Origin of the sequence: Psychromonas arctica, from assembly GCF_036697365.1 — a bacterium.
GTDB classification, from domain to species: domain Bacteria; phylum Pseudomonadota; class Gammaproteobacteria; order Enterobacterales; family Psychromonadaceae; genus Psychromonas; species Psychromonas arctica_A.
Genome location: NZ_JBAHZA010000006.1, coordinates 39,807 through 59,801 on the forward strand (window position 1 = coordinate 39,807; position 19,995 = coordinate 59,801).

Below are 19,995 nucleotides of genomic sequence, written 5' to 3' on the forward strand. Positions count from 1 at the left end.
CCGATGCAATCTATAACTTGGTACATTAAACGTATTCAGATGATGAGTTTAAGCGAAATAACTTGGCGAATTATCTCGCTTTCAGCTGCTTGGGTTGAGCGTATAAGAGTCCAGTTTAACTGGGTGCCTAAAGTACAGTTTGTAAAAGGTTATCAGGTTAGCTCAGATTTCACGCCTGGTTTTAGTGTTTTTAAAGGGCAATTAGGAGAGCATAAGCCTGAGTGGAAAATCCCTTTATTAGCAAAAGCCGATATGGTGATTGAACATAGATTAAGCTACTTTGATTTGCAGGATAAGCATCTAGAGACTCCGATTAATTGGCATAAAGATCATAGTGCGAATATCTATTCAAATACTGGTCATATCTTAGATGTTAACTATCGCGACTTTAAGGTTAATGGTGACTGTAAGCTTGTTTGGGAGCCAAATCGCCACCATCAAATGGTCGTACTAGCCAGAGCCTATCAAGTCACAGGAGACATTAAGTATGCACAAGCAGTTGTTGAGCAAATAACTGACTGGCTAGATCAAAATCCTTACGGTAAAGGTATGAATTGGCGTAGTCCTCTAGAGCTAGCAATTCGCCTAATCAATTGGGTTTGGACAATTGATCTGATTAAAGATAGTGGATTATTTGTAGGGGACTTTAAAGCGCGTCTATTAGAAAGTGTTTTTCTACATTGTCGTGATGTTAGTAGTAAATTCTCTCAAGGTACTTCTGCTAACAATCATTTGGTAGGAGAAGCGGCTGGTGTTTATATTGCGGCCAGTTATTTCTCAATGTTACAAGATGCTGCTATTTGGAAAAATAATAGTAAACGGGTACTGGAAAGAGAGATAGTAGCGCAAAGCTTTGCTGATGGTTGTACTAAAGAGCACGCCTTTAGCTATCAGTTTTTTGTACTGCAGTTTTATCTTTTCACAGGATTAGCTGGTAAGTGGGCCGGTGACGATTTTTCTGAGAGTTATTGGGAAACGTTAAAACGCTTATCGGAATTTGTTGTTCGTATTGCTGAAGGTGGCGAGTATTACCCTATGCTAGGCGACCAAGATGATGGCTATGTATTAGATCTTGGAGATCACGTACATGACATTAATGCGCTTACTGATGTAGTTGGCTATTTTTATGATGATTCGATTTTCGCATCTACTCAAGCTTGTGAGTCTAGTTTTTGGTTATTTAATAATAGACAAGAAAAAATTAATCAAGGCGTATTAGCTGACTCTGGTTTAAGTTCTGCAGCTTTTGAAGATTCAGGCTACTATTTACTACAAGGTGGTAAGGCCAGCGAGAACAACCAAGCTAGTATTTTAATGGATGTCGCAGAGTTAGGTTATACGGCGATTGCAGCTCATGGTCATGCTGATGCTTTAAGCTGTGTTGTACGTATTAATCAGCATGATTTATTCGTTGATACAGGTACCTATGATTATTTCAGTTTTCCTGAATGGCGTAATCATTTCCGCAAAACACAGGCACATAACACATTAGAAATTGATGGATTAGATCAATCAGTCATGACAGGGCCTTTTATGTGGGAATCGCATGCACAGGCATCTTGTATTGAATGGTCCCCAACAGATAGTGGGGGAACAATTGTTGCTGCTCATGATGGTTATCAACGTTTAGCATCACCTGTTACTCATCAACGTGATGTTGAACTAGATATCACACAACAACAGATAATCATTACTGACCATGTTAAAGCACAAGCACATCATCAAGTTGCCATCTATTTTCACTTCTCTGAATGTTGTCAGGATATACGTATTGAAGAGGGGATTTGTTATTTAACACTAGGTGATAATGAGATAGTGATTACATTACCTGAACAAGTTAAAGCAACTCTAGTACAAGGCGTGCCTAATGATGATGCTCAAATTCCTTCAATAGGTTGGTTGAGTCGTGGCTACCACCAAAAAGTACCTATTACGACTTTAGTACTTAATGCTGGTATTAATCGAGATAGTGAATTTGTCACCAGTATTGTCTGGAAATAAATTGTTAACGAGTTGGTTTTAAATATTTCCCCGTTGGCCAAATAGTTAAAAAGTTAAAGAGTGTATTTTTTATCTTATTTGGCCAAATAAGTAGGTGTTGGCCATTACGCTGCTTAGCTAGCCAGCGTCTTTTATGATTCGTATATTGCCCTAGAAAATCATAATCCGTTAACCCCTCTTCAATACACTTTTTCATAACATGGTAACGTAATACTTGGCCTGTGCCTTTTTGAAAATCTGGGTTAAATCCTTCTTGTAGAGCAAAAAATTGCCCTTGATATACATAGCCAATCTGTACTGCTTGGGTTTCATTATCACAAGTTAACTCCGCTAATCTTAACCAACCTTTTTGCAGAGCTTTTTGTGCAAAGTCTTGATAAAAACTAGCCATTTCTGGTCGTCGCTGAAACGAGCCTTTTAGCCCTGCTTGTTGCCAACGTAAATTGTGTAATTCAAATAATCTTGTTAAAGATTTATCAAGCGATTTAGCGTCTTCACAATAGCTGACTTGCCAACTACCTTGTTTTGTTAAATAACGTTGTGTTTGTTTGATATTAGTACGTAAGCTTTTTGATAGAGAAGGTAGAAGGTTGTCTGGTAGATCGCATAAATTGGTATTTGCAAAATCAACACTGCGCGCCGCTACATGTAATTTGGGAGATTGTTCAAGTGATTTTAATAAGCTTTCACCGCCTGTTGTCCAAGTTGCAACATTGGTGTACCAAATAAGATCCCAGTTAATGTTAGTAGAGGCTGAAAGTAGAGTCTTCCAAAGCTGTTGTTTTAATTGAAGCGTATCTTTTTTTCTGACGATAAAGTTAGAGTATTCTGACCCAATACCTTGATCACCTGCAAAACGTAATACTTGATAAGTTAATGTATTTAGAAGGCGGTAAGGCTGAATATAAAAAGGAGCAATAGCAATAAGCTCATTATCTTCTTTAAGTATAATAAAAAATAACCGAGTGTGAGGTTGGCAAGTTTTCTTCCAACTTTCCATCCATTCCCACGTAAGAAAAATATTATTGGCGTCTGACTGGCTTAATAACGTATTCCAATCTGATTGTAACGTTTCAATTTCAGACCATGAGGTCATCATATGGGAAGTAATTACTGGCATATTGTCATAAAGACCTTATCTAAATAAGTGGAGTAAAACCTAACAATTAAGAAAGATTATGTTTTATTGTAAAAGAAAATAGATAAATACGTGTATTAATTTAATTTAATCCGTATTTATTTCACGTCTGTAGCTTAATCGCATGATCTATTATTTTGCTATGCTATTATATTTTCACTATTAATTGTCTATGAGAGCAAAATGACTACGCAAAAAAATGAAAATATCCACATTGAATCAGAAACTGTTTTAATTACACCTGCAGAGCTTAAAGCGTCTTTGCCCGCTTCTGATAGTGTGTATCAATTCATTAATGAATCTCGTCAAACTATTTCTAATATCGTTCATAAAACTGACCCGCGCTTTTTAGTTATTTGTGGTCCATGTTCGATTCATAATATTGAAGCTGCAAAAGACTATGCAGCCCGTTTGAAAGAGTTACATGAACAATATAAAGACACTTTATATATTGTGATGCGCGTTTATTTTGAAAAGCCACGTACAACAGTTGGTTGGAAAGGTCTTATTAACGACCCTCATATGGATGACTCATTTGATATTGAAACCGGTCTGAAAAAAGCACGTGAGTTGTTATTATGGATTTCTGAGTTAGGTTTACCGATTGCAACAGAAGCATTGGATCCAATTAGCCCACAATACATCGGCGATCTATTTAGTTGGGCAGCTATTGGTGCGCGTACTACAGAATCTCAAACGCATCGTGAAATGGCGAGTGGCTTATCGATGCCTGTTGGTTTTAAAAACGGAACTGATGGCAGCCTTTCTACTGCTGTTAATGCAATGCAATCAGCTTCTTCTCCGCATCGTTTTATGGGAATTAACCAAGCTGGACAAAGCGCTTTGTTACAAACAGCAGGTAATAAAGACGGTCATGTGATTTTACGTGGTGGCGGTGGTAAACCAAACTACGATTCAATTAATGTAGCACTAGCTGAGCAAGCGTTGACTAAAGCCAATATGGAAGAAATTCTTATCGTGGATTGTAGCCATGAAAATTCTAGCAAGAATCATGAATTACAACCACTAGTTGCTAAAGATGTATTCCAACAAGTTGTTGCTGGGAATACTTCAATCATTGGTATTATGTTGGAAAGTAATATTAATGCCGGTAATCAACCGACTAAATTACCAGTTGAAGATCTTAAATACGGTGTATCGGTAACAGATGCTTGTATTGACTGGGCAACTACCTGTGAGTTATTAGAACAAGCGGCTGTGTCATTAAAAGATACTGTCCTGAACAAATAAGAAGTCAATTATGCCTTTAACAAAATTAAGAGATCAAATAGATGCTGTTGACCAGCAAATAATTGATCTATTGGCTGAGCGCTTGCGCCTGGTTGGTGAAGTTGGTGAAGTGAAAACTAAGCACGGCTTACCTATCTATGTTCCTGAGCGTGAGGCTGCAATGCTAGCTAAACGTCGTGAAGAAGCTGAAAAAAAAGGGGTTCCAGCTAACCTTATCGAAGATATTTTACGTCGTACTATGCGTGAATCTTATGCTAGTGAGAATGAAACAGGTTTTAAAACGGTTAACCCTGAAATGAAACGTATTGTTATCATTGGCGGTAATGGGTTGTTAGGTCAGCGTTTTGTAGAGATGTTTACGCTCTCTGGTTACGATGTTGACGTACTAGGTCGTTCTAACTGGGATCAAGCTGAAGAAATCTGCAGTAAAGCTGGTCTAGTGATTGTTGGTTCGCCGATTGATGTAACAACTGATGTAATTAAACAATTAGATTTCTTACCTGAAGATTGCATTTTAGCAGATATTACTAGTGTTAAAGATGAACCATTAACTGAAATGTTAGCGGTTCATAAAGGTCCTGTAGTTGGCTTGCACCCGATGTTTGGTCCAGATATTTCTAGTTTTGCAAAACAAGTGATTGTTTACTGCGATGGCCGTGATTCTGATAAGTATCAATGGTTAATTGAGCAGATGAAAATATGGGGTGCACACCTATACCCAGTAGCTGCACCTACGCACGATGAGTCTATGACATTAATTCAAGCATTACGCCATTTTACTAGTTTTGTATATGGGGTACATCTGCAAGAAGTAGATGCAGATCTTGAACAGTTACTTGATTTAAGCTCACCTATCTATCGTCTAGAATTAGCGATGGTAGGGCGTTTATTTGCACAAGAGCCGGCTTTATACGCTGATATTATCCTGTCGCAAAAAAATAATTTAACTATGATCAAGCGTTATCATAAGCACTTTTCTGACGCTATTGAGTTATTAGAAAATAATAACCGTGAAGAGTTTATTGAGCGTTTTAAATCTGTTACTCATTGGATGGGAGATTACTCCTCGTTATTCTTAGATGAAAGTCGTGTAATGCTGCAGCAGGCGCATGATAATCGTCATTATGAGAATAAATAATTATAAGCAGTAACCGTTATACTTAAGGAGGCATTAGCCTCCTTTTTTATTAGCTGCTATTTCTAAATAAAACATTTCATCAATGATATGAAAACCCATTATGCGTTTAATAAAAAGGCATAAAGAAGTAATACCAATTGCATTAAATAAGTGATCTAAGTTTTGCGCAGGAAAAATGACTTAGTTTAAGGCGTAACTTAAGCCTTTCGACGATTAACTTCGTTAATAGTCTATCGGAGAATTAACCAAAAGATGTTAATTCTTTAATAGTTGTTCTATTTACGAAAGTTACAACGAAGAAATAAGTTATTTTAACAAGTAAAATAGATCAGTTACTTAGTGTGATTGGTATAAATCATAAGATCAAAAAAGGAGGCTATGTGCCTCCTTAATATTTTTATAATGACTTATTATTTAAAAAGTCTTTATGCAGCAAATTCTTTATTCATTTTGATTTCAGCATCTGATTCAATTTCAACCTCTGGCTCTTCTATCGGCTCGCCTGAAATTTCACCGTTACGACATAACTCTTTACCGTTATTTTTCGCTCGGTTTGCTTCGTCTTTATGAATATGTTTGTTTAACTGACGCTCAATTTTTTGGAATAATTGCGTAATCGCAACATATAAGTCGTCATGCTCTGCATGAGCAAATATTTTACCGTTTGGAACTCCAATGGTGCCTTCAATTTTGACGCCTTTAGGTTCTTTGGTAATGATGAAGTGTGGTTTAATTAGTGAAACTTGTAGTTTCTGTAACTTTTCGAAGCGTTCCTCTACTTTTGCGCGCATTGTGTCTGTGATAGTCATTTGTTTGCTAGTAATTTCAATTCTCATATAGGACACCTTTTAGTTATACACTTATTGTGTTCAGTAATAGATTAGGCTTTTCAATTTAATTTAAATGTGATTTTAGTCACATAAAATAAGCCTTCTCGATAAACCAATTTAATCTTTGATCTAAGCGTATTTTTTAAAAAAAACTGCAATTTTTACTTGCTGAATCGCGATACTTAGTTTGAACAAATCATAAATGAGTTTTATTTGTTTATTTCAGTTTTAAACTCCTCTTTTTGTGGTTAAAAATCTTTCATTAACTTAATCATTTGATATCTTAAAGACTCTTGTGCAATCACTTTATTAGAGTCATTCTGTTTTATGAATAAGATTAAGCATATACACAGTTACATATTTTGCACCCTTTTTACAATGAGTTTTTTTACTCATGGTGCATCTTGGAATAACACTATTAGTATGTATGGGGACATAAAATACGATTTCAAGTTTCAATATTTTGATTATGTAAACCCTGATGCGCCCAAGGGAGGTACTTTTAAGCAGGCGTCGATAGGTAGCTTCGATTCACTTAACCCATATATTGTAAAAGGGAATGCTGCGGCTGGTATTTCTTATATCTACGATACGCTATTACAACAGTCTAGTGATGAACCTTTTAGTTTATATCCGTTAGTAGCAGAAAAAGTGAAGGTGGCAGATGATTTTAGCTCAGTAAGCTTTTTAATTAATTCTCACGCCAAATTTCAGGATGGAAAATCAATTACCGCACAGGATGTTAAATTTAGTTTTGATACTTTAACAACAAAAGGAGCGCCACATTATAGCGCTTATTATGCGGGGGTTGATAAGGTCATTGTGGATGATAAGTTACAAGTTACTTTTCAATTCAAAGAGTCAGGAAACCGTGAGTTACCTTTAATCATTGGGCAGATACCTATTTTACCTGCGCATTTTTGGCAAGGTAAAGAATTCGCGAAAAGCGGCCTTATAATTCCTGTTGGTTCGGGGCCTTATCGTATTGCGCGTTTTGATGCAGGAAAGCAAGTTGTGTATCAGCGTAATAAGGATTACTGGGCAAAAGATTTACCGGTCAATAAAGGGCGTTATAATTTTGATCAACTCATTTTTGATTATTATCGTGATGATGCAGTCGCTTTTGAAGCATTTAAGTCTGGGGCTTTCGATTATCGTTTGGAAAGTTCCTCAAAGCGTTGGGCAACTGGTTACGTTGGCGAACAATTCGATAGTGGAAAAATTAAACGGGAACAGATCCCTGATAAAAATCCTCAGGGAATGCAGGGTTTTTGGTTTAACTTACGTCAAGATAAATTTAAAGATCCTAACGTGCGTAAAGCCATTTCATTATTATTCGACTTCGAGTGGGCTAATAAAACCCTCTTCTATAATGCTTATACGCGTATAGACAGTTTTTATTCAGGATCTGAACTTGCGACACAAGCAATCATTAGCGATGCTGAGAAAGCCATTTTAACCCCTTACCAAGATCAACTACCTAGTTCTGTTTTTGATCCTTTAATAAAAAAACAAACGCAAGGTGATGGCAATGTAAGAAAGCAAATGCGTGAGGCCGTTGCTTTACTTGCAGAAGCCGGATACATCTTAAAAGATAGCAAAATGCAAAATCAGCAAGGTGAGCAGCTGAGTTTTGAGTTCTTACTGTATAGCAAAGACTTTGAACGTATTATTCATCCTTTCCGCCGTAACCTTCAAAGAATAGGCATTAAAACCAATATTCGTTTGGTGGATATTTCTCAATTTATTAATCGTTTAAACAACTTTCAGTTTGATCTTGTTTCGTTACGTAAGGGGCAATCTATTTCGCCGGGTAATGAACAAGTAAGCTTCTGGGGATGTGAGAGTGCGAACCAAGTAGGTACATCAAATTGGGCTGGTATATGTTCACCTGTGATTGATGCCCTAACAAAGCAACTGATTACCGCTACTACTCGAAAAGAATTAGTCGATACGACTAAGGCATTAGATCGCGTCTTACTTTCACAGGATATGGTTATTCCTCAATGGTATTTACCAGCTTCACGCATTGCTTATTGGGATAAGTTTGAGCACCCTAATGTGGCACCTGATTATGAGCTTGGTTTAGATACTTGGTGGTCAAAACAAGTGGCGCCACCTGAGAATGAGAAGGGGCAGTAGATGCAGCAGTATATTTTAAAAAGGTTACTGTTAATTATCCCTACTTTATTAGGCATCATGACATTAAATTTTTTTATTGTACAAGTCGCTCCTGGAGGACCAGTAGAGCAGGCTATTGCTAAGTATCAAGGTATCGATTCGAATGCCAGTTCTCGCCTTACTGCAAGTACTGAAAGTGAGATAAAACAGGGAGCAAATCAACAAAGCCAGTATCGAGGTGCACAGGGAGTTGATCCTGAGTATATCGCTGCCTTAGAAAAGTTATATGGCTTTGATAAGCCCTTACATGAACGTTATTTTTCAATGTTATGGCGTTATATTAACTTTGATTTTGGAGATAGTTTTTACCGCGATAAAAGCGTTATTGATTTAATTTATGAAAAGATGCCGGTATCCATTTCACTTGGATTATGGACCACTTTATTAGCTTACTTTATCTCGATTCCTTTAGGGATTAAAAAGGCAACTAGTCATGGTAGTCGTTTTGATGTGTGGACCAGTACTGCTGTTACTGTTGGCTATGCTATCCCTGCCTTTATTTTTGCAATTATTTTAGTAGTGCTTTTTGCTGGTGGATCTTATTTTAGCTGGTTTCCATTGCGTGGTTTAACTTCTGATAACTTTGATCAACTCTCTTGGTTTGGCCAAATTAAAGATTATTTCTGGCATCTAGCCTTACCCATTTTAGCTAGCGTCTTAGCCAGTTTTGCCACTTTAACTATGCTCACTAAAAACTCTTTCTTAGATGAGGTTAATAAACAATATGTAATCACTGCTAGGGCGAAGGGCTGCTCTCAAAATAGAGTGTTATATGGGCACATTTTTAGAAATGCCATGTTGTTAGTATTAGCCGGATTACCAGCTGCGTTAATTGGTATTTTCTTTACAGGTTCAATGTTAATTGAAGTGATTTTTTCTTTAGACGGATTAGGTTTATTAAGCTTTGAATCAGTTATTTCTCGAGATTACCCGATTATTTTTGGTTCTTTATATATTTTTACGTTGGTGGGGTTAGTTTTGAAATTGATTAGCGACATTACTTATACCTTGATTGACCCTCGTATTACCTTTGAGGGGCAATAATGTCATTATTATTAACCTGGCAGCGCATGCGGAAAAACCCAAGTAATCATCAACGTTGGGCACAATTTAAGGCTAATAAGCGTGGTTATTATTCATTATGGATATTTAGTGTCTTGTTCTTTTTCAGCTTGATTGCCGAAGTGTGGGTAAATGATAAACCTATTATGGTTTCCTATCAGTCTAACTGGTATTTTCCTGTGATAGAAGATGTTCCTGAATACGTTTTGGGAGGTGATTTTGATATTACCACCGATTATCGTGACCCTTATATGGCGAATAAAATTAACCAAGAGGGTTGGATGGTTTGGCCATTAATCCCTTTTTATTATGATTCTATTAATTACGAGCTAACTTCTGCAGCGCCTTCTTCCCCTGATGCTGTGAATTGGTTAGGTACTGATGATCAAGGGCGAGATGTAGTGGCTCGTTTAATTTATGGTTTCCGTATTTCAGTGGTATTTGCATTAACGTTAACTGTAGCCAGTTCTGTAATCGGTGTGATTGTTGGAGCAATACAAGGTTATTACGGCGGCAAAATAGATTTGATTGGGCAGCGTTTTCTGGAGATTTGGGAGGGGTTGCCAATGTTATTCATGCTAATTATTTTAGCCAGCTTCGTTGAGCCAACATTTACGTGGTTATTAGGATTAATGATTATATTCAGTTGGCCAAGTTTAGTCAGTGTGGTACGAGCTGAGTTTTTGCGTGGACGCCATTTAGACTATGTAAAAGCAGCCAAAGCATTAGGAGTTAAAGACAGTAAAATTATGTTTAAACATATTTTACCGAATGCGATGATTGCGACACTCACCTTTATGCCTTATCTATTTACAGGTGCATTAACTACCTTAACGTCATTAGATTTTCTTGGTTTTGGCTTACCGTTAGGCTCTGCTTCTCTCGGGGAAATGATCTCACAAGGTAAAGATAATATGCATGCTCCTTGGTTAGCGATTACCGCTTTTGTTTCACTCTCTAGTATTTTAGTACTATTGGTCTTTATTGGTGAAGCGGCACGTGATGCTTTTGATCCAAGGAAAAAATTATGATTAAGCAAGCACCATTATTAGCTGTTGAAAATCTCGCTGTTAGCTTTGCTGAACAACCTATTTTATCGGGTGTTAATTTTACTTTAGAGCAAGGAAAAACATTAGCGATAGTGGGAGAGAGTGGTTCAGGAAAATCTCTCACTGCATTGTCTATTCTACAACTATTGCCGTACCCACATGCACATCACCCTGCAGGTAGTATCTATTTTCAGGGACAACCATTAATGGGAAAAGCTGAAAAGGTTTTAGAAGCAATTCGTGGTAATCAAATAAGCATGATTTTTCAAGAGCCAATGACCTCTTTAAATCCTTTGCATAGTATTGAGAAGCAAATCGCGGAAACGCTTTTATTACATAAAGGGTTAACCGGAAGGGCGGCTCAGTTACGGACAATAGAACTATTAGAATTAGTGGGAATTGAGCGTCCCAAAGAACGTTTAAAAGCTTATCCACATGAGTTGTCAGGCGGGCAAAGGCAACGGGTGATGATAGCAATGGCGTTGGCAAATGAACCTAATCTATTAATTGCTGACGAACCTACAACAGCATTAGATGCAACGATTCAAAAACAAATATTAACTTTATTAAAATCGTTGCAACAGAAACTGAATATGGGCATTTTACTCATTACCCATGATTTAAATATTGTTCGGCAGTTTGCAGATGATGTATTGGTCATGTGTAAAGGGCAACAGGTTGAGTATCAAGCTACACAACGCGTGTTTACTCGACCTCAGCATGAATATACTAAAACGTTATTAAACGCAGTACCTACTGGAACAATGCCGGCACTGGTTGATCCTAAGGTGATTTTAACTGCGTACAAGATGAGTGTTAGCTTCCCTATTAAAAAGAATTTTTGGGGGAAAGTGGTTAAATCATCGCATGTAGTGAAAGCCGTTTCTTTAACCATTCATAAAGGTGAAACATTAGCCATTGTTGGTGAAAGTGGCTCAGGAAAGAGCACATTAGCACAGGCAATATTACAGTTAAATAAACATACTGGAGAGGTGGTTTATTTAGGAGAGACGCTTGATAAGTTGGACAAAAATAACTTACAGCGAATGCGTCAACAATTACAAATTGTGTTTCAAGATCCTTACGCAAGTTTGAGTCCAAGAATGTCTGTAAGAGATATTGTAGCGGAAGGGTTACAAGTGTTTAAAGTACATAATCATCTTAGTGAACGAGCTATAGATGAGCAGGTCAAGGAAGTTTTATTAAAAGTTGGTTTGGATAGTGGTGCTGAAAATCGTTACCCTCACCAATTTTCTGGAGGGCAGCGGCAACGTATTGCTATTGCAAGGGCATTGATTTTAAAGCCTAAACTAATCGTATTAGATGAGCCTACATCTGCGTTAGATAGAAGTATTCAGAAGCAAATAATTGAATTATTAAAGTCTTTACAGCAAGAGTTTGAGTTAAGTTATTTGTTTATTAGTCATGATTTATCTGTAGTAAGAGCAATTAGTCACCGAGTATTGGTACTCAAATCTGGAAAAGTAGTAGAGCAAGGCTCGACTTCTGAAATATTTGAAAATGCTATGCATAGTTATACTCAAAAGTTGCTATCATCTGTCGTTTTGTGAAATGATGTTTTAATTAGTTATTATTTATGTTGGGGTATTATGAAAAGATTAATTTTAGGATGTTTGTTATTTTCAACAACAAGCTTCGCGAGTGCATTAAGTTTAGATGCACAACGAGAGGTTTTTGCTGAAACCTTAGCATTACAAGAAAAGGAAGAGTGGCAACAGGCCAATCAAAATATTCAAAAAATTTCTGAATACCCAATCACTTACCTTGCTGAGTATTATTATTTAAAAGCTAATATGGACACGGCAAGTGACCAAGCAATTTTAGACTTTATTGCAAAAAATAAAGGCAAGGTTGCAGCTGATGATCTGCAGCGTAGTTATCTATTCCATTTATCAAAAGAAAAGGATTGGGCACAATTTATGACTGCCTATCCAAGAATGCCTAATAATCGAATCTTAAAATGTCATTATTTAGAAGCTGCAATTGCGACAGGCAATAGTAAAAAAGCTTGGCCTGATGCTCAAAAATATTGGTTATCTAGTACCTCTTTGCCAAACGCATGTGACGATGTATATGTTTTTTATCAAGATGCTAAGCAGTTAACTCAAGATGATGTATGGCAACGTTTTGAGTTAGGCTTTGTTAATAATAAACGCGGTTTAATGCGTTTTTTAATGGCTCGAATGGATAAAGATAGATTAGCACTAGCTAAGCAGCTATATGACTTGCATGAAAAGCCTGCGACATTGTTAAATAGCGATCTATTTACATCCCGCTCTGCAGCGAGTTTTAATTTTTTAATTCCCACTATTAACCGTTTAGCTAATCAAGATTTAGCAAAAGCAATGGAGTTTTATAACTTCTATACGAAAAAAATTGCTTTTACAGACAGTGAAGAAAAACAAGTTAAAAAACAATTTGCACGCATTATTGTACAGAGAAATAAAAGTCAATACTTTACCTGGTTAGATAAAGAGTTGGGTGAACTAGGTAATGTGTCACTGATTGAGCAACGTATTCGTTACGCCATTAAACGTAATGACTGGAAAAATATTGAGTTTTGGATATCAAAACTTCCAAAAGCTAAACGTAATTCATCAGATTGGTTATATTGGCAAGCTCGTGTATTAGAGAATGCGGGTAAGTCTGAGAAGGCCAATGCGATTTATCAAAAAGTAGCAAAAAATAGAAATTTCCATGGCTTTATGGCTGCTCAAAAGTTAGGTGTCGACTTTTCATTAAACTCACAAGAAATTGTTGAGAAGAAAGGCAGTTTAACAGGCTTAGAAGGGCAATTGTCTGTCATTGAGGAGTTGCTTTACCATGAGCTAAACGTGCCAGCAAAACGTCAGTGGCAACGATTATTAAGCAACCAAAGCAAAACTAAACAACAACAGTTAGGACTTTATGCTTACAATCATGATTGGCCGTATTTGTCAGTACTAGCGAGTATTAATTCTAAGAGTTGGAATGCGTTAAACATCCGTTTCCCTAATGCTAAATCTGAGTTATTCGTTGAAGCAGCTAAACAATATGATGTTGAACCAACTTATATTTATGCAATTACTCGTCGTGAAAGTAGTTTTGATCAGCATGCTAAATCGCCTGTTGGTGCAAGTGGTTATATGCAATTAATGCCTAAAACCGCAGAAGAAACGGCTAAAAAAATTGGTTTGACTGAATACTCTGATGTAGAGCAACTAAACCAAGGCGAAATAAATGTGCAATTAGGTACCGCTTATTTCAATGGTTTACTGACACGATATGACGGTAACCGAGTCTTGGCGACTGCTGCTTACAATGCTGGCCCTCATCGCGTGGAACGATGGACCAGTGCAGAAAAGAAAAAAGGAAATAAAGGTATTGAGATTGATAGTTGGATAGATACCATTCCGTTTTATGAGACGCGCGCTTATGTGCAAAATGTTCTCGCTTACAATGTTATTTATCAACATGTATTTGGTAAGCCATTGAAGTTCTTAAAAAGTGAAGAGCTAACGAGTAGCTATTAAGCTGTAAAACTTGATTAGCCACCGTATTAAGTCGTGGTGGTCGAACATAACGCTTTTTGTTGGTTACTCTACCAGCAAGAGGCGTTTTCATTTTCACCATCACTTGTTTTCACATTGTTTTGGTTAATATAAAGGGTTTGGCAACTTTGCAGGTCACTGACTTGTGGGCTGTTGTCTTTTACTTTAGCTCTTAAAAGGTATGTGTGAGCTGATGCAGAAACAATGCTAAAAGTATAAAAATCATGTGCTACTGGTAAGCCTATTTGATTGTTATCTAAGCTGTAGCTAGGCTCTGTGATACGGAAACTACTCTGTTCAACTTGTGCTTTAATAAGCTCTGTTTGAGCATCTACGCGACGAGTTTTTAATATAAACCCTTGATATGAGGGATAAGCAATACTAACAATGATACCGAGAATAACGATAGCAATGAGCAGTTCAATTAAAGTAAAGCCACGATTCCATTCCATTTTCTTCTCCTGTGATACTAATCCCAATAATCAATAACCAATAAATAGTTTATCTATTTTACTTATTAAAACTATTTGTAAACTTATTTTATAGAATAGAGGTTTACGTTAATTTTCACCTTGAATTTAGCTGCTTTCAGTACAAAGTTTAGATCGCATATTTAATGTGAACGGTATGGCTAGTTTATTTTTGTAAGCAGGAACAGCACTTTTGAGTATAGGAAAGTTTTATAATTTAGCTTGAAAGTGAAGGGATTTAGTATTTCATGATGAATGGTTAGTCATATTGCCTAATTGTAAGGAAAGAGAATTACAGGTGTGTTACGCAAGTATTTAAGTTAATGCTCGTTAAGGCATTAACTTCTAAAACTGTACACGTTAATCAAATAGTTTATGAACAACCACTAACGTTTCTTCGATTTTTGCTGTGTTACTAGGGGCAATATAAATAGTATCGTCGCCAGCAATAGTACCTAAAATTCCTTCTGCTTTACCCATTGAGTCCAATAAACGAGCTATTAATTGAGCTGCGCCTGGGCTGGTTCTAATGACGATTAAACTATCATTGTGGTCGATATCTACAACTAAGTTCTTTAATGGGCTGGTGGTTGTCGGGATACCTAACTCAACGGGTAAACAGTACACCATATCACCGGTTGCGTTGCGTGTTCGAACTGCTCCGGTCTTGCTTAACATTCGAGACACTTTAGATTGGTTAATGTGGGTAAAACCAGCCTCGATTAAAGCGTCTACAATTTCACTTTGTGAGCTTAAATGCTCTTTTTTAAGTAAGCATTTAAAAAAGTCCATCAATTCAGAAGCTTTGCGCATTGCTGTTCCCATCTATCTCTAATAATAAAAGCGCTATTTTAATCTAAATTAGTACTTAGTTAATAGATTAAATGTCACTTTTTTTGCATATTTATTCGTTTTTTATAAAATAAATGCATTTATTAAAGGATGGCTACTTTCTTAACTAGAGTTCTGCTAACATTTGCTGGAATTAAATCTTATCAGGACGATATCTTATGGCTTTTGTAACGCGTAAATTTGTGTTTATTAGTATTTTATTATCCACTTCTTTTTTTGCCCAAGCCTTAGAAAATATTCAAGTTAGATTTGCTACTGATGCCAACTATTATCCTTTTGAATTCTTAACCAAAGATAAAAAAATAGCTGGTTTTGATATCGATATTGCTTCTGCTATTTGTGCTGAAATGAAGATGACTTGTAGTTTTGAGCATCATCGTTTTGATGGATTATTGTTAACACTTCCTTTTGGTCGATATGACGCAGTGATCGCTGCATTAGATATTACTAGTGAGCGACTAGATAAAGTCGACTTCAGTGATAGTTATTATAAAGTACCACCTGTTTTTGTCAGTAAAGAGCAATTGCAAACACCATTCTCTTTAAGTGGAAAATTGATCGGGGTACAAGCAAATACTTCTAATCAAAATTATTTAATTAAATCTGCCCCCGAAAATAGCTATATAGTCCCTTATTTTTCATCTAAAGCAGCTTTGCAGGATTTGCAACGTCAAAAAATTGATGTTGTTTTTGCGGACTTTGAAGTTGTAAACAATTTTTTGAGCAAACAAATTGAGCAAGAACAACCTCTAGTGATTAGCAGAACCGAATCTGTGTTTGTTGAACAGTTTTCGAAAGGTTATGGGATTGCAGTAAAAAAAGGTAATGATGATTTACGTTTACGTTTAAATGAAGGTTTGAAGTTAATTGTTGAAAATGGTACTTATAAACAAATTTATGATCAATATTTTCCTCAAAATTAGCATTGAATAGAGGAATATAGTAGTACCCATTCATTTATAAATAAGCTAATCTTTAACATTAGTCACAATTATTTAACATATTTCACACATGCGTATTTATTCATTTTAGAATAGATACGATTACTCTTAAATACTTAAACATTTTATTTCATTGGAGAAAAATATGAAAGTTGCTGTTCTTGGTGCTGCAGGTGGTATCGGTCAAGCCCTCGCTTTATTACTTAAATTAGACTTACCAGCAGGCTCTACGTTATCACTATACGACGTTGCTCCAGTTACACCGGGTGTTGCAAAAGATTTAAGCCACATCCCTTCAAGCGTTACTGTCGATGGTGTTGGTGGTGATGATCCAACAGCTGTTTTAGAAGGTGCTGACGTAGTATTAATTTCTGCTGGTGTTGCACGTAAACCAGGTATGGATCGTTCAGACTTATTCAATATCAATGCGGGTATTATTAAAACATTAATCGGTAAGGTTGCCGATGTTGCACCTACTGCATGTATCGGTGTTATTACAAACCCTGTAAATACAACAGTCGCTATTGCAGCTGAAGTCTTGAAAGCAAAAGGCGTTTACAATAAAAACAAACTTTTTGGTATTTCTACATTAGATGTTATCCGTGCAGAAGAGTTTGTTGGTGAATTAAAAGGTATCCCATCTGAAGACGTATTTGTAAACGTTATCGGTGGCCACAGTGGTACAACTATCCTTCCTTTATTATCTCAAGTTCAAAACGTTGAATTTACAGATCAAGAAGTGATCGATTTAACTGATCGTATTCAAAATGCTGGTACTGAAGTTGTTAATGCAAAAGCGGGCGGTGGTTCTGCTACATTATCGATGGCACGCGCAGCTGCAGTATTTGGTGTTAACCTTGTTAAAGCGTTATCTGGTAAGCAAGGTATTATCCAAAATGCTTATGTAGATGGTGGTAACCCAGATTCACCTTTCTTTGCTCAACCTTTATTATTAGGTAAAAACGGTATTGATCGTGTTCTACCTTGTGGTGAATTAAGTGCATTCGAAGAAGCGAAAAAACAAGAAATGTTATCAGTATTACATGCTGATATTAAGCTAGGCGTTGACTTCGTTAACAACTAATCTGCTTTTTTGTTAGTAAGCGTTTATAATAGGGCCAGTTGTACTGGCCTTTTTTGTATTTAAATGAAAGGTTTTGTGGAAAAGTTATATCAATTATATTAAATAAGTGCTCTAAATTTTACGTAGGAAAAATGACTGATTTCAAGGCGTAATTTAAGCCTTTCGTCGATTAATTGCGTTAATAGTCTACCGGAGAATTACCGATAAGATGTTAATTCTTTAATAGTTGTTCTATTTGCGAAAATTACAATGAAGAAATAAGTTATTGTAACAAGTAAAATAGGTCAGTTAATTAGTGTGATTGGTATTAAGTACGATTTATAGGGAGTGGATATGAAAGTTGTAGAAGCAATGACATCAAGAGTGGTCACCGTTACCATGGATGACCGTATTCCTGTTCTTCAAAACATCCTTTCACAGGCTGGCTTTCATCATTTATTAGTAGTGGAAGAAGGTAAGTTGCAAGGTGTGATAAGCGATAGAGATGTATTAAGAGTCTTAAGTCCTTTTTTAGATACCGAAGCAGAGCTAGTGCGTGACCTCAATACCGCTCAACGTCCTGCACATCAAGTAATGACCCGTTCACCAGTTACAGTGACACCAGATACATTAGTTAAAGAGGCATTAGACTTAATGTTGACACACGATATTAGCTGCTTACCTGTATTAGACCGAGATGAAATTTTAGGGATATTTACGATTCATGATGGAGTGAGAGCTTTAATGCGTGAGTAATGCGATTATTGAAGCAATAAATATTGACTGAAAGATCTGAATAAATAGTTATTACGTATTTTATTACAAAACAAACAGTTAAATAAGCAAGGAATGTTTATTTATATATGTAAATATCATAAATAATGTATTTTAAGTATTTTATATTACATCTGTTATTCTTTATAGTGTCGACCTCGACTTGTTAACCTGAGATATATATGGACTATCTTCCTATTTTTACCAAATTACAGAATCGTCATTGTCTTGTTGTTGGCGGTGGTGATATTGCTGCACGTAAAGTGCACCTCTTATTAAAAGCGAATGCAACAATTACTGTTTGTGCACCAGATATTTGTGATTCGTTGTTAGAAAAAGCTAAAAACAACCAATTATCAGTGATTCAGGCACCGTTCTCAGATGAACTAATGGATGGTAAATGGTTAGTAGTCGCTGCAACTAATCAACATAATATTAACGAACATGTCGCACAACTTGCAGAACAAAAACAAATTTTGGTTAACGTAGTCGATGAACCTCAATTGTGTAGCTTTATCATGCCATCTATTGTGGATCGTTCACCTATCGTTGTTGCCATCTCTAGTGGTGGTAAAGCACCAGTATTAGCTCGTTTAATACGTGAGCGTCTAGAAAGTTTGTTACCGATGCATTTGGGGCGATTAGCACAGATATCAGGTGAGTTTAGGCACCGAGTTAAGCAAGTCATTACTAAAGAGTCTCTACGTCGCCGCTACTGGGAAAAGTTGTTTGGTAATGGTGATTTGGCAAGTTTGCTGCAGAAAGGGCAAATTGAAAAAGCACAACAATTCATGGAAGATAACCTTACCGATGAAGTTGCTCAGGGTGATGTTGCATTAGTTGGAGCTGGCCCTGGTGACCCGTCTCTACTGACTCTTAAAGCATTACAATTAATGCAGCAGGCTGATATCGTTTTATATGATCGATTAGTCTCAAAAGAGATCTTAGATCTAGTGCGTCGTGATGCTGACTTGATCTCAGTCGGTAAAGCCGCTGGTAAGCATGAAGTTGAGCAATCACGTACTAATCAAATGCTAGTAGAATTTGCACAACAAGGTAAGAAAGTTGTACGCCTTAAAGGCGGAGATTCTTTCATTTTTGGTCGTGGTGGTGAAGAATTAGAAGAGTTAGTTGAAGCTGGTGTTGCCTTTCAAGTTGTTCCTGGGATCACCTCTGCTTCAGGTTGCAGTACCTATGCGGGTATTCCATTAACTCACCGAGATTATGCACAATCCGTTACCTTTGTAACAGGGCACAGAAAACAAGATGGTAAATCGTTGGATTGGAAGTCTTTAGCGACACCACATCAAACCTTAGTCGTATATATGGGCTTATTACGTGCTCAAGAGATACAGACTAATTTATTAATCAATGGACGCGATGAAAATACTCCCGTGGCTTTAATTAATAAGGGAACAACCAGCGAGCAACAAGTTATTACTGGTACGTTATCTGAATTATCTAGTCTTGGCGGTGGTTTAGAAGGCCCTACGATTATGATCATAGGTGAAGTCGTTAGCCTTTCAACTAAGCTTAATTGGTTCCAAGCTGATAGTAATAAAAAGTTATCTCGAGACCCATTCTTAGTTAACTTATCTTAATTTTCTTAAAGCTATAACCATATAAAAAAACCTGATTAAATCAGGTTTTTTTATATCTATTCTTCATCGAAAGTTTAAATTAAACCGTAAACT

Annotated in this window: 16 protein-coding genes; 12 read left to right on the forward strand and 4 right to left on the reverse strand. The window is 36.6% G+C overall.

The window, feature by feature from the left end:
* The first annotated feature begins 3 nt into the window (after nt 1-3).
* Nucleotides 4-2,001, forward strand: a complete 1,998-nt coding sequence (locus V5290_RS08370) for an alginate lyase family protein (protein ID WP_333383987.1) — start codon at nt 4-6, stop codon at nt 1,999-2,001.
* Nucleotides 2,002-2,005: 4 nt separating this feature from the next.
* On the opposite strand, the gene V5290_RS08375 is transcribed toward V5290_RS08370, so the two are convergent.
* On the reverse strand, nt 2,006-3,121 hold the full coding sequence (locus tag V5290_RS08375; protein WP_333383990.1) for a GNAT family N-acetyltransferase: 1,116 nt from the start codon (nt 3,119-3,121) through the stop codon (nt 2,006-2,008).
* Nucleotides 3,122-3,322: 201 nt separating this feature from the next.
* Between V5290_RS08375 and V5290_RS08380 the strand changes: the two genes are divergently transcribed.
* Together V5290_RS08380 and tyrA are read left to right on the forward strand one after the other, a co-directional pair.
* A complete protein-coding gene (locus tag V5290_RS08380) occupies nt 3,323-4,390 on the forward strand; it encodes a 3-deoxy-7-phosphoheptulonate synthase (protein ID WP_333383992.1) in 1,068 nt (355 codons plus the stop codon).
* 10 nt (nt 4,391-4,400) lie between these two features.
* Entirely contained in the window at nt 4,401-5,528 is a 1,128-nt protein-coding gene (gene tyrA, locus V5290_RS08385) for a bifunctional chorismate mutase/prephenate dehydrogenase (protein ID WP_333383995.1), read from the forward strand.
* A 425-nt stretch (nt 5,529-5,953) separates the two neighbouring features.
* Here tyrA and hpf read toward each other — a convergent pair whose 3' ends face one another.
* Nucleotides 5,954-6,364: a ribosome hibernation-promoting factor, HPF/YfiA family gene (hpf, locus tag V5290_RS08390; protein WP_113817583.1), complete on the reverse strand. Its 411-nt coding sequence runs from the start codon at nt 6,362-6,364 to the stop codon at nt 5,954-5,956.
* Nucleotides 6,365-6,736: 372 nt separating this feature from the next.
* On the opposite strand from hpf, the gene V5290_RS08395 reads away from it, so the two are divergent.
* From V5290_RS08395 to V5290_RS08415, 5 genes are read left to right on the forward strand one after another with little or no spacing between them, the layout of a single operon-like run.
* A complete protein-coding gene (locus tag V5290_RS08395) occupies nt 6,737-8,500 on the forward strand; it encodes an extracellular solute-binding protein (RefSeq protein ID WP_333384000.1) in 1,764 nt (587 codons plus the stop codon).
* Nucleotides 8,501-9,583 (forward strand): microcin C ABC transporter permease YejB, encoded by a 1,083-nt coding sequence (locus V5290_RS08400; protein WP_333384003.1) that lies wholly within the window; start codon nt 8,501-8,503, stop codon nt 9,581-9,583.
* A 26-nt stretch (nt 9,584-9,609) separates the two neighbouring features.
* Nucleotides 9,610-10,632 (forward strand): ABC transporter permease, encoded by a 1,023-nt coding sequence (locus tag V5290_RS08405; protein ID WP_333384562.1) that lies wholly within the window; start codon nt 9,610-9,612, stop codon nt 10,630-10,632.
* Entirely contained in the window at nt 10,629-12,221 is a 1,593-nt protein-coding gene (locus V5290_RS08410; protein ID WP_333384005.1) for an ABC transporter ATP-binding protein, read from the forward strand. The genes V5290_RS08405 and V5290_RS08410 overlap by 4 nt, the downstream gene beginning before the upstream one ends.
* Before the next feature lie 39 nt (nt 12,222-12,260).
* The gene (locus V5290_RS08415; RefSeq protein WP_333384008.1) at nt 12,261-14,183 is read left to right on the forward strand and encodes a transglycosylase SLT domain-containing protein; all 1,923 of its coding nucleotides are present in this window, start codon (nt 12,261-12,263) and stop codon (nt 14,181-14,183) included.
* Between the two features lie 68 nt (nt 14,184-14,251).
* On the opposite strand, the gene V5290_RS08420 is transcribed toward V5290_RS08415, so the two are convergent.
* Together V5290_RS08420 and argR are read right to left on the reverse strand one after the other, a co-directional pair.
* Complete coding sequence (locus V5290_RS08420) at nt 14,252-14,653, reverse strand: type IV pilin protein (RefSeq protein ID WP_333384010.1); 402 nt, start codon at nt 14,651-14,653, stop codon at nt 14,252-14,254.
* Nucleotides 14,654-15,031: 378 nt separating this feature from the next.
* The gene (argR, locus tag V5290_RS08425) at nt 15,032-15,496 is read right to left on the reverse strand and encodes a transcriptional regulator ArgR (RefSeq protein ID WP_409440045.1); all 465 of its coding nucleotides are present in this window, start codon (nt 15,494-15,496) and stop codon (nt 15,032-15,034) included.
* A gap of 185 nt (nt 15,497-15,681) precedes the next feature.
* On the opposite strand from argR, the gene V5290_RS08430 reads away from it, so the two are divergent.
* From V5290_RS08430 to cysG, 4 genes are all read left to right on the forward strand, one after another.
* On the forward strand, nt 15,682-16,446 hold the full coding sequence (locus V5290_RS08430; protein ID WP_333384018.1) for a transporter substrate-binding domain-containing protein: 765 nt from the start codon (nt 15,682-15,684) through the stop codon (nt 16,444-16,446).
* Nucleotides 16,447-16,609: 163 nt separating this feature from the next.
* Entirely contained in the window at nt 16,610-17,548 is a 939-nt protein-coding gene (mdh, locus tag V5290_RS08435; RefSeq protein WP_290038921.1) for a malate dehydrogenase, read from the forward strand.
* 333 nt (nt 17,549-17,881) lie between these two features.
* The gene (locus tag V5290_RS08440) at nt 17,882-18,283 is read left to right on the forward strand and encodes a CBS domain-containing protein (RefSeq protein WP_333384021.1); all 402 of its coding nucleotides are present in this window, start codon (nt 17,882-17,884) and stop codon (nt 18,281-18,283) included.
* Nucleotides 18,284-18,483: 200 nt separating this feature from the next.
* Nucleotides 18,484-19,902 carry a siroheme synthase CysG gene (cysG, locus tag V5290_RS08445; RefSeq protein ID WP_333384024.1) on the forward strand — a complete coding sequence of 473 codons (1,419 nt, stop codon included), beginning with the start codon at nt 18,484-18,486 and terminating at the stop codon, nt 19,900-19,902.
* Nucleotides 19,903-19,995 lie beyond the last annotated feature (93 nt).

What these genes read in the sequence shown, in the direction of transcription:
- V5290_RS08370 (WP_333383987.1), top strand. Translation starts at nt 4, where the DNA reads ATGCAATCTATAACTTGGTACATTAAACGTATTCAGATGATGAGTTTA.
- V5290_RS08375 (WP_333383990.1), bottom strand. Translation starts at nt 3,121, where the DNA reads ATGCCAGTAATTACTTCCCATATGATGACCTCATGGTCTGAAATTGAA.
- V5290_RS08380 (WP_333383992.1), top strand. Translation starts at nt 3,323, where the DNA reads ATGACTACGCAAAAAAATGAAAATATCCACATTGAATCAGAAACTGTT.
- tyrA (WP_333383995.1), top strand. Translation starts at nt 4,401, where the DNA reads ATGCCTTTAACAAAATTAAGAGATCAAATAGATGCTGTTGACCAGCAA.
- hpf (WP_113817583.1), bottom strand. Translation starts at nt 6,364, where the DNA reads ATGAGAATTGAAATTACTAGCAAACAAATGACTATCACAGACACAATG.
- V5290_RS08395 (WP_333384000.1), top strand. Translation starts at nt 6,737, where the DNA reads ATGAGTTTTTTTACTCATGGTGCATCTTGGAATAACACTATTAGTATG.
- V5290_RS08400 (WP_333384003.1), top strand. Translation starts at nt 8,501, where the DNA reads ATGCAGCAGTATATTTTAAAAAGGTTACTGTTAATTATCCCTACTTTA.
- V5290_RS08405 (WP_333384562.1), top strand. Translation starts at nt 9,610, where the DNA reads ATGCGGAAAAACCCAAGTAATCATCAACGTTGGGCACAATTTAAGGCT.
- V5290_RS08410 (WP_333384005.1), top strand. Translation starts at nt 10,629, where the DNA reads ATGATTAAGCAAGCACCATTATTAGCTGTTGAAAATCTCGCTGTTAGC.
- V5290_RS08415 (WP_333384008.1), top strand. Translation starts at nt 12,261, where the DNA reads ATGAAAAGATTAATTTTAGGATGTTTGTTATTTTCAACAACAAGCTTC.
- V5290_RS08420 (WP_333384010.1), bottom strand. Translation starts at nt 14,653, where the DNA reads ATGGAATGGAATCGTGGCTTTACTTTAATTGAACTGCTCATTGCTATC.
- argR (WP_409440045.1), bottom strand. Translation starts at nt 15,496, where the DNA reads ATGGGAACAGCAATGCGCAAAGCTTCTGAATTGATGGACTTTTTTAAA.
- V5290_RS08430 (WP_333384018.1), top strand. Translation starts at nt 15,682, where the DNA reads ATGGCTTTTGTAACGCGTAAATTTGTGTTTATTAGTATTTTATTATCC.
- mdh (WP_290038921.1), top strand. Translation starts at nt 16,610, where the DNA reads ATGAAAGTTGCTGTTCTTGGTGCTGCAGGTGGTATCGGTCAAGCCCTC.
- V5290_RS08440 (WP_333384021.1), top strand. Translation starts at nt 17,882, where the DNA reads ATGAAAGTTGTAGAAGCAATGACATCAAGAGTGGTCACCGTTACCATG.
- cysG (WP_333384024.1), top strand. Translation starts at nt 18,484, where the DNA reads ATGGACTATCTTCCTATTTTTACCAAATTACAGAATCGTCATTGTCTT.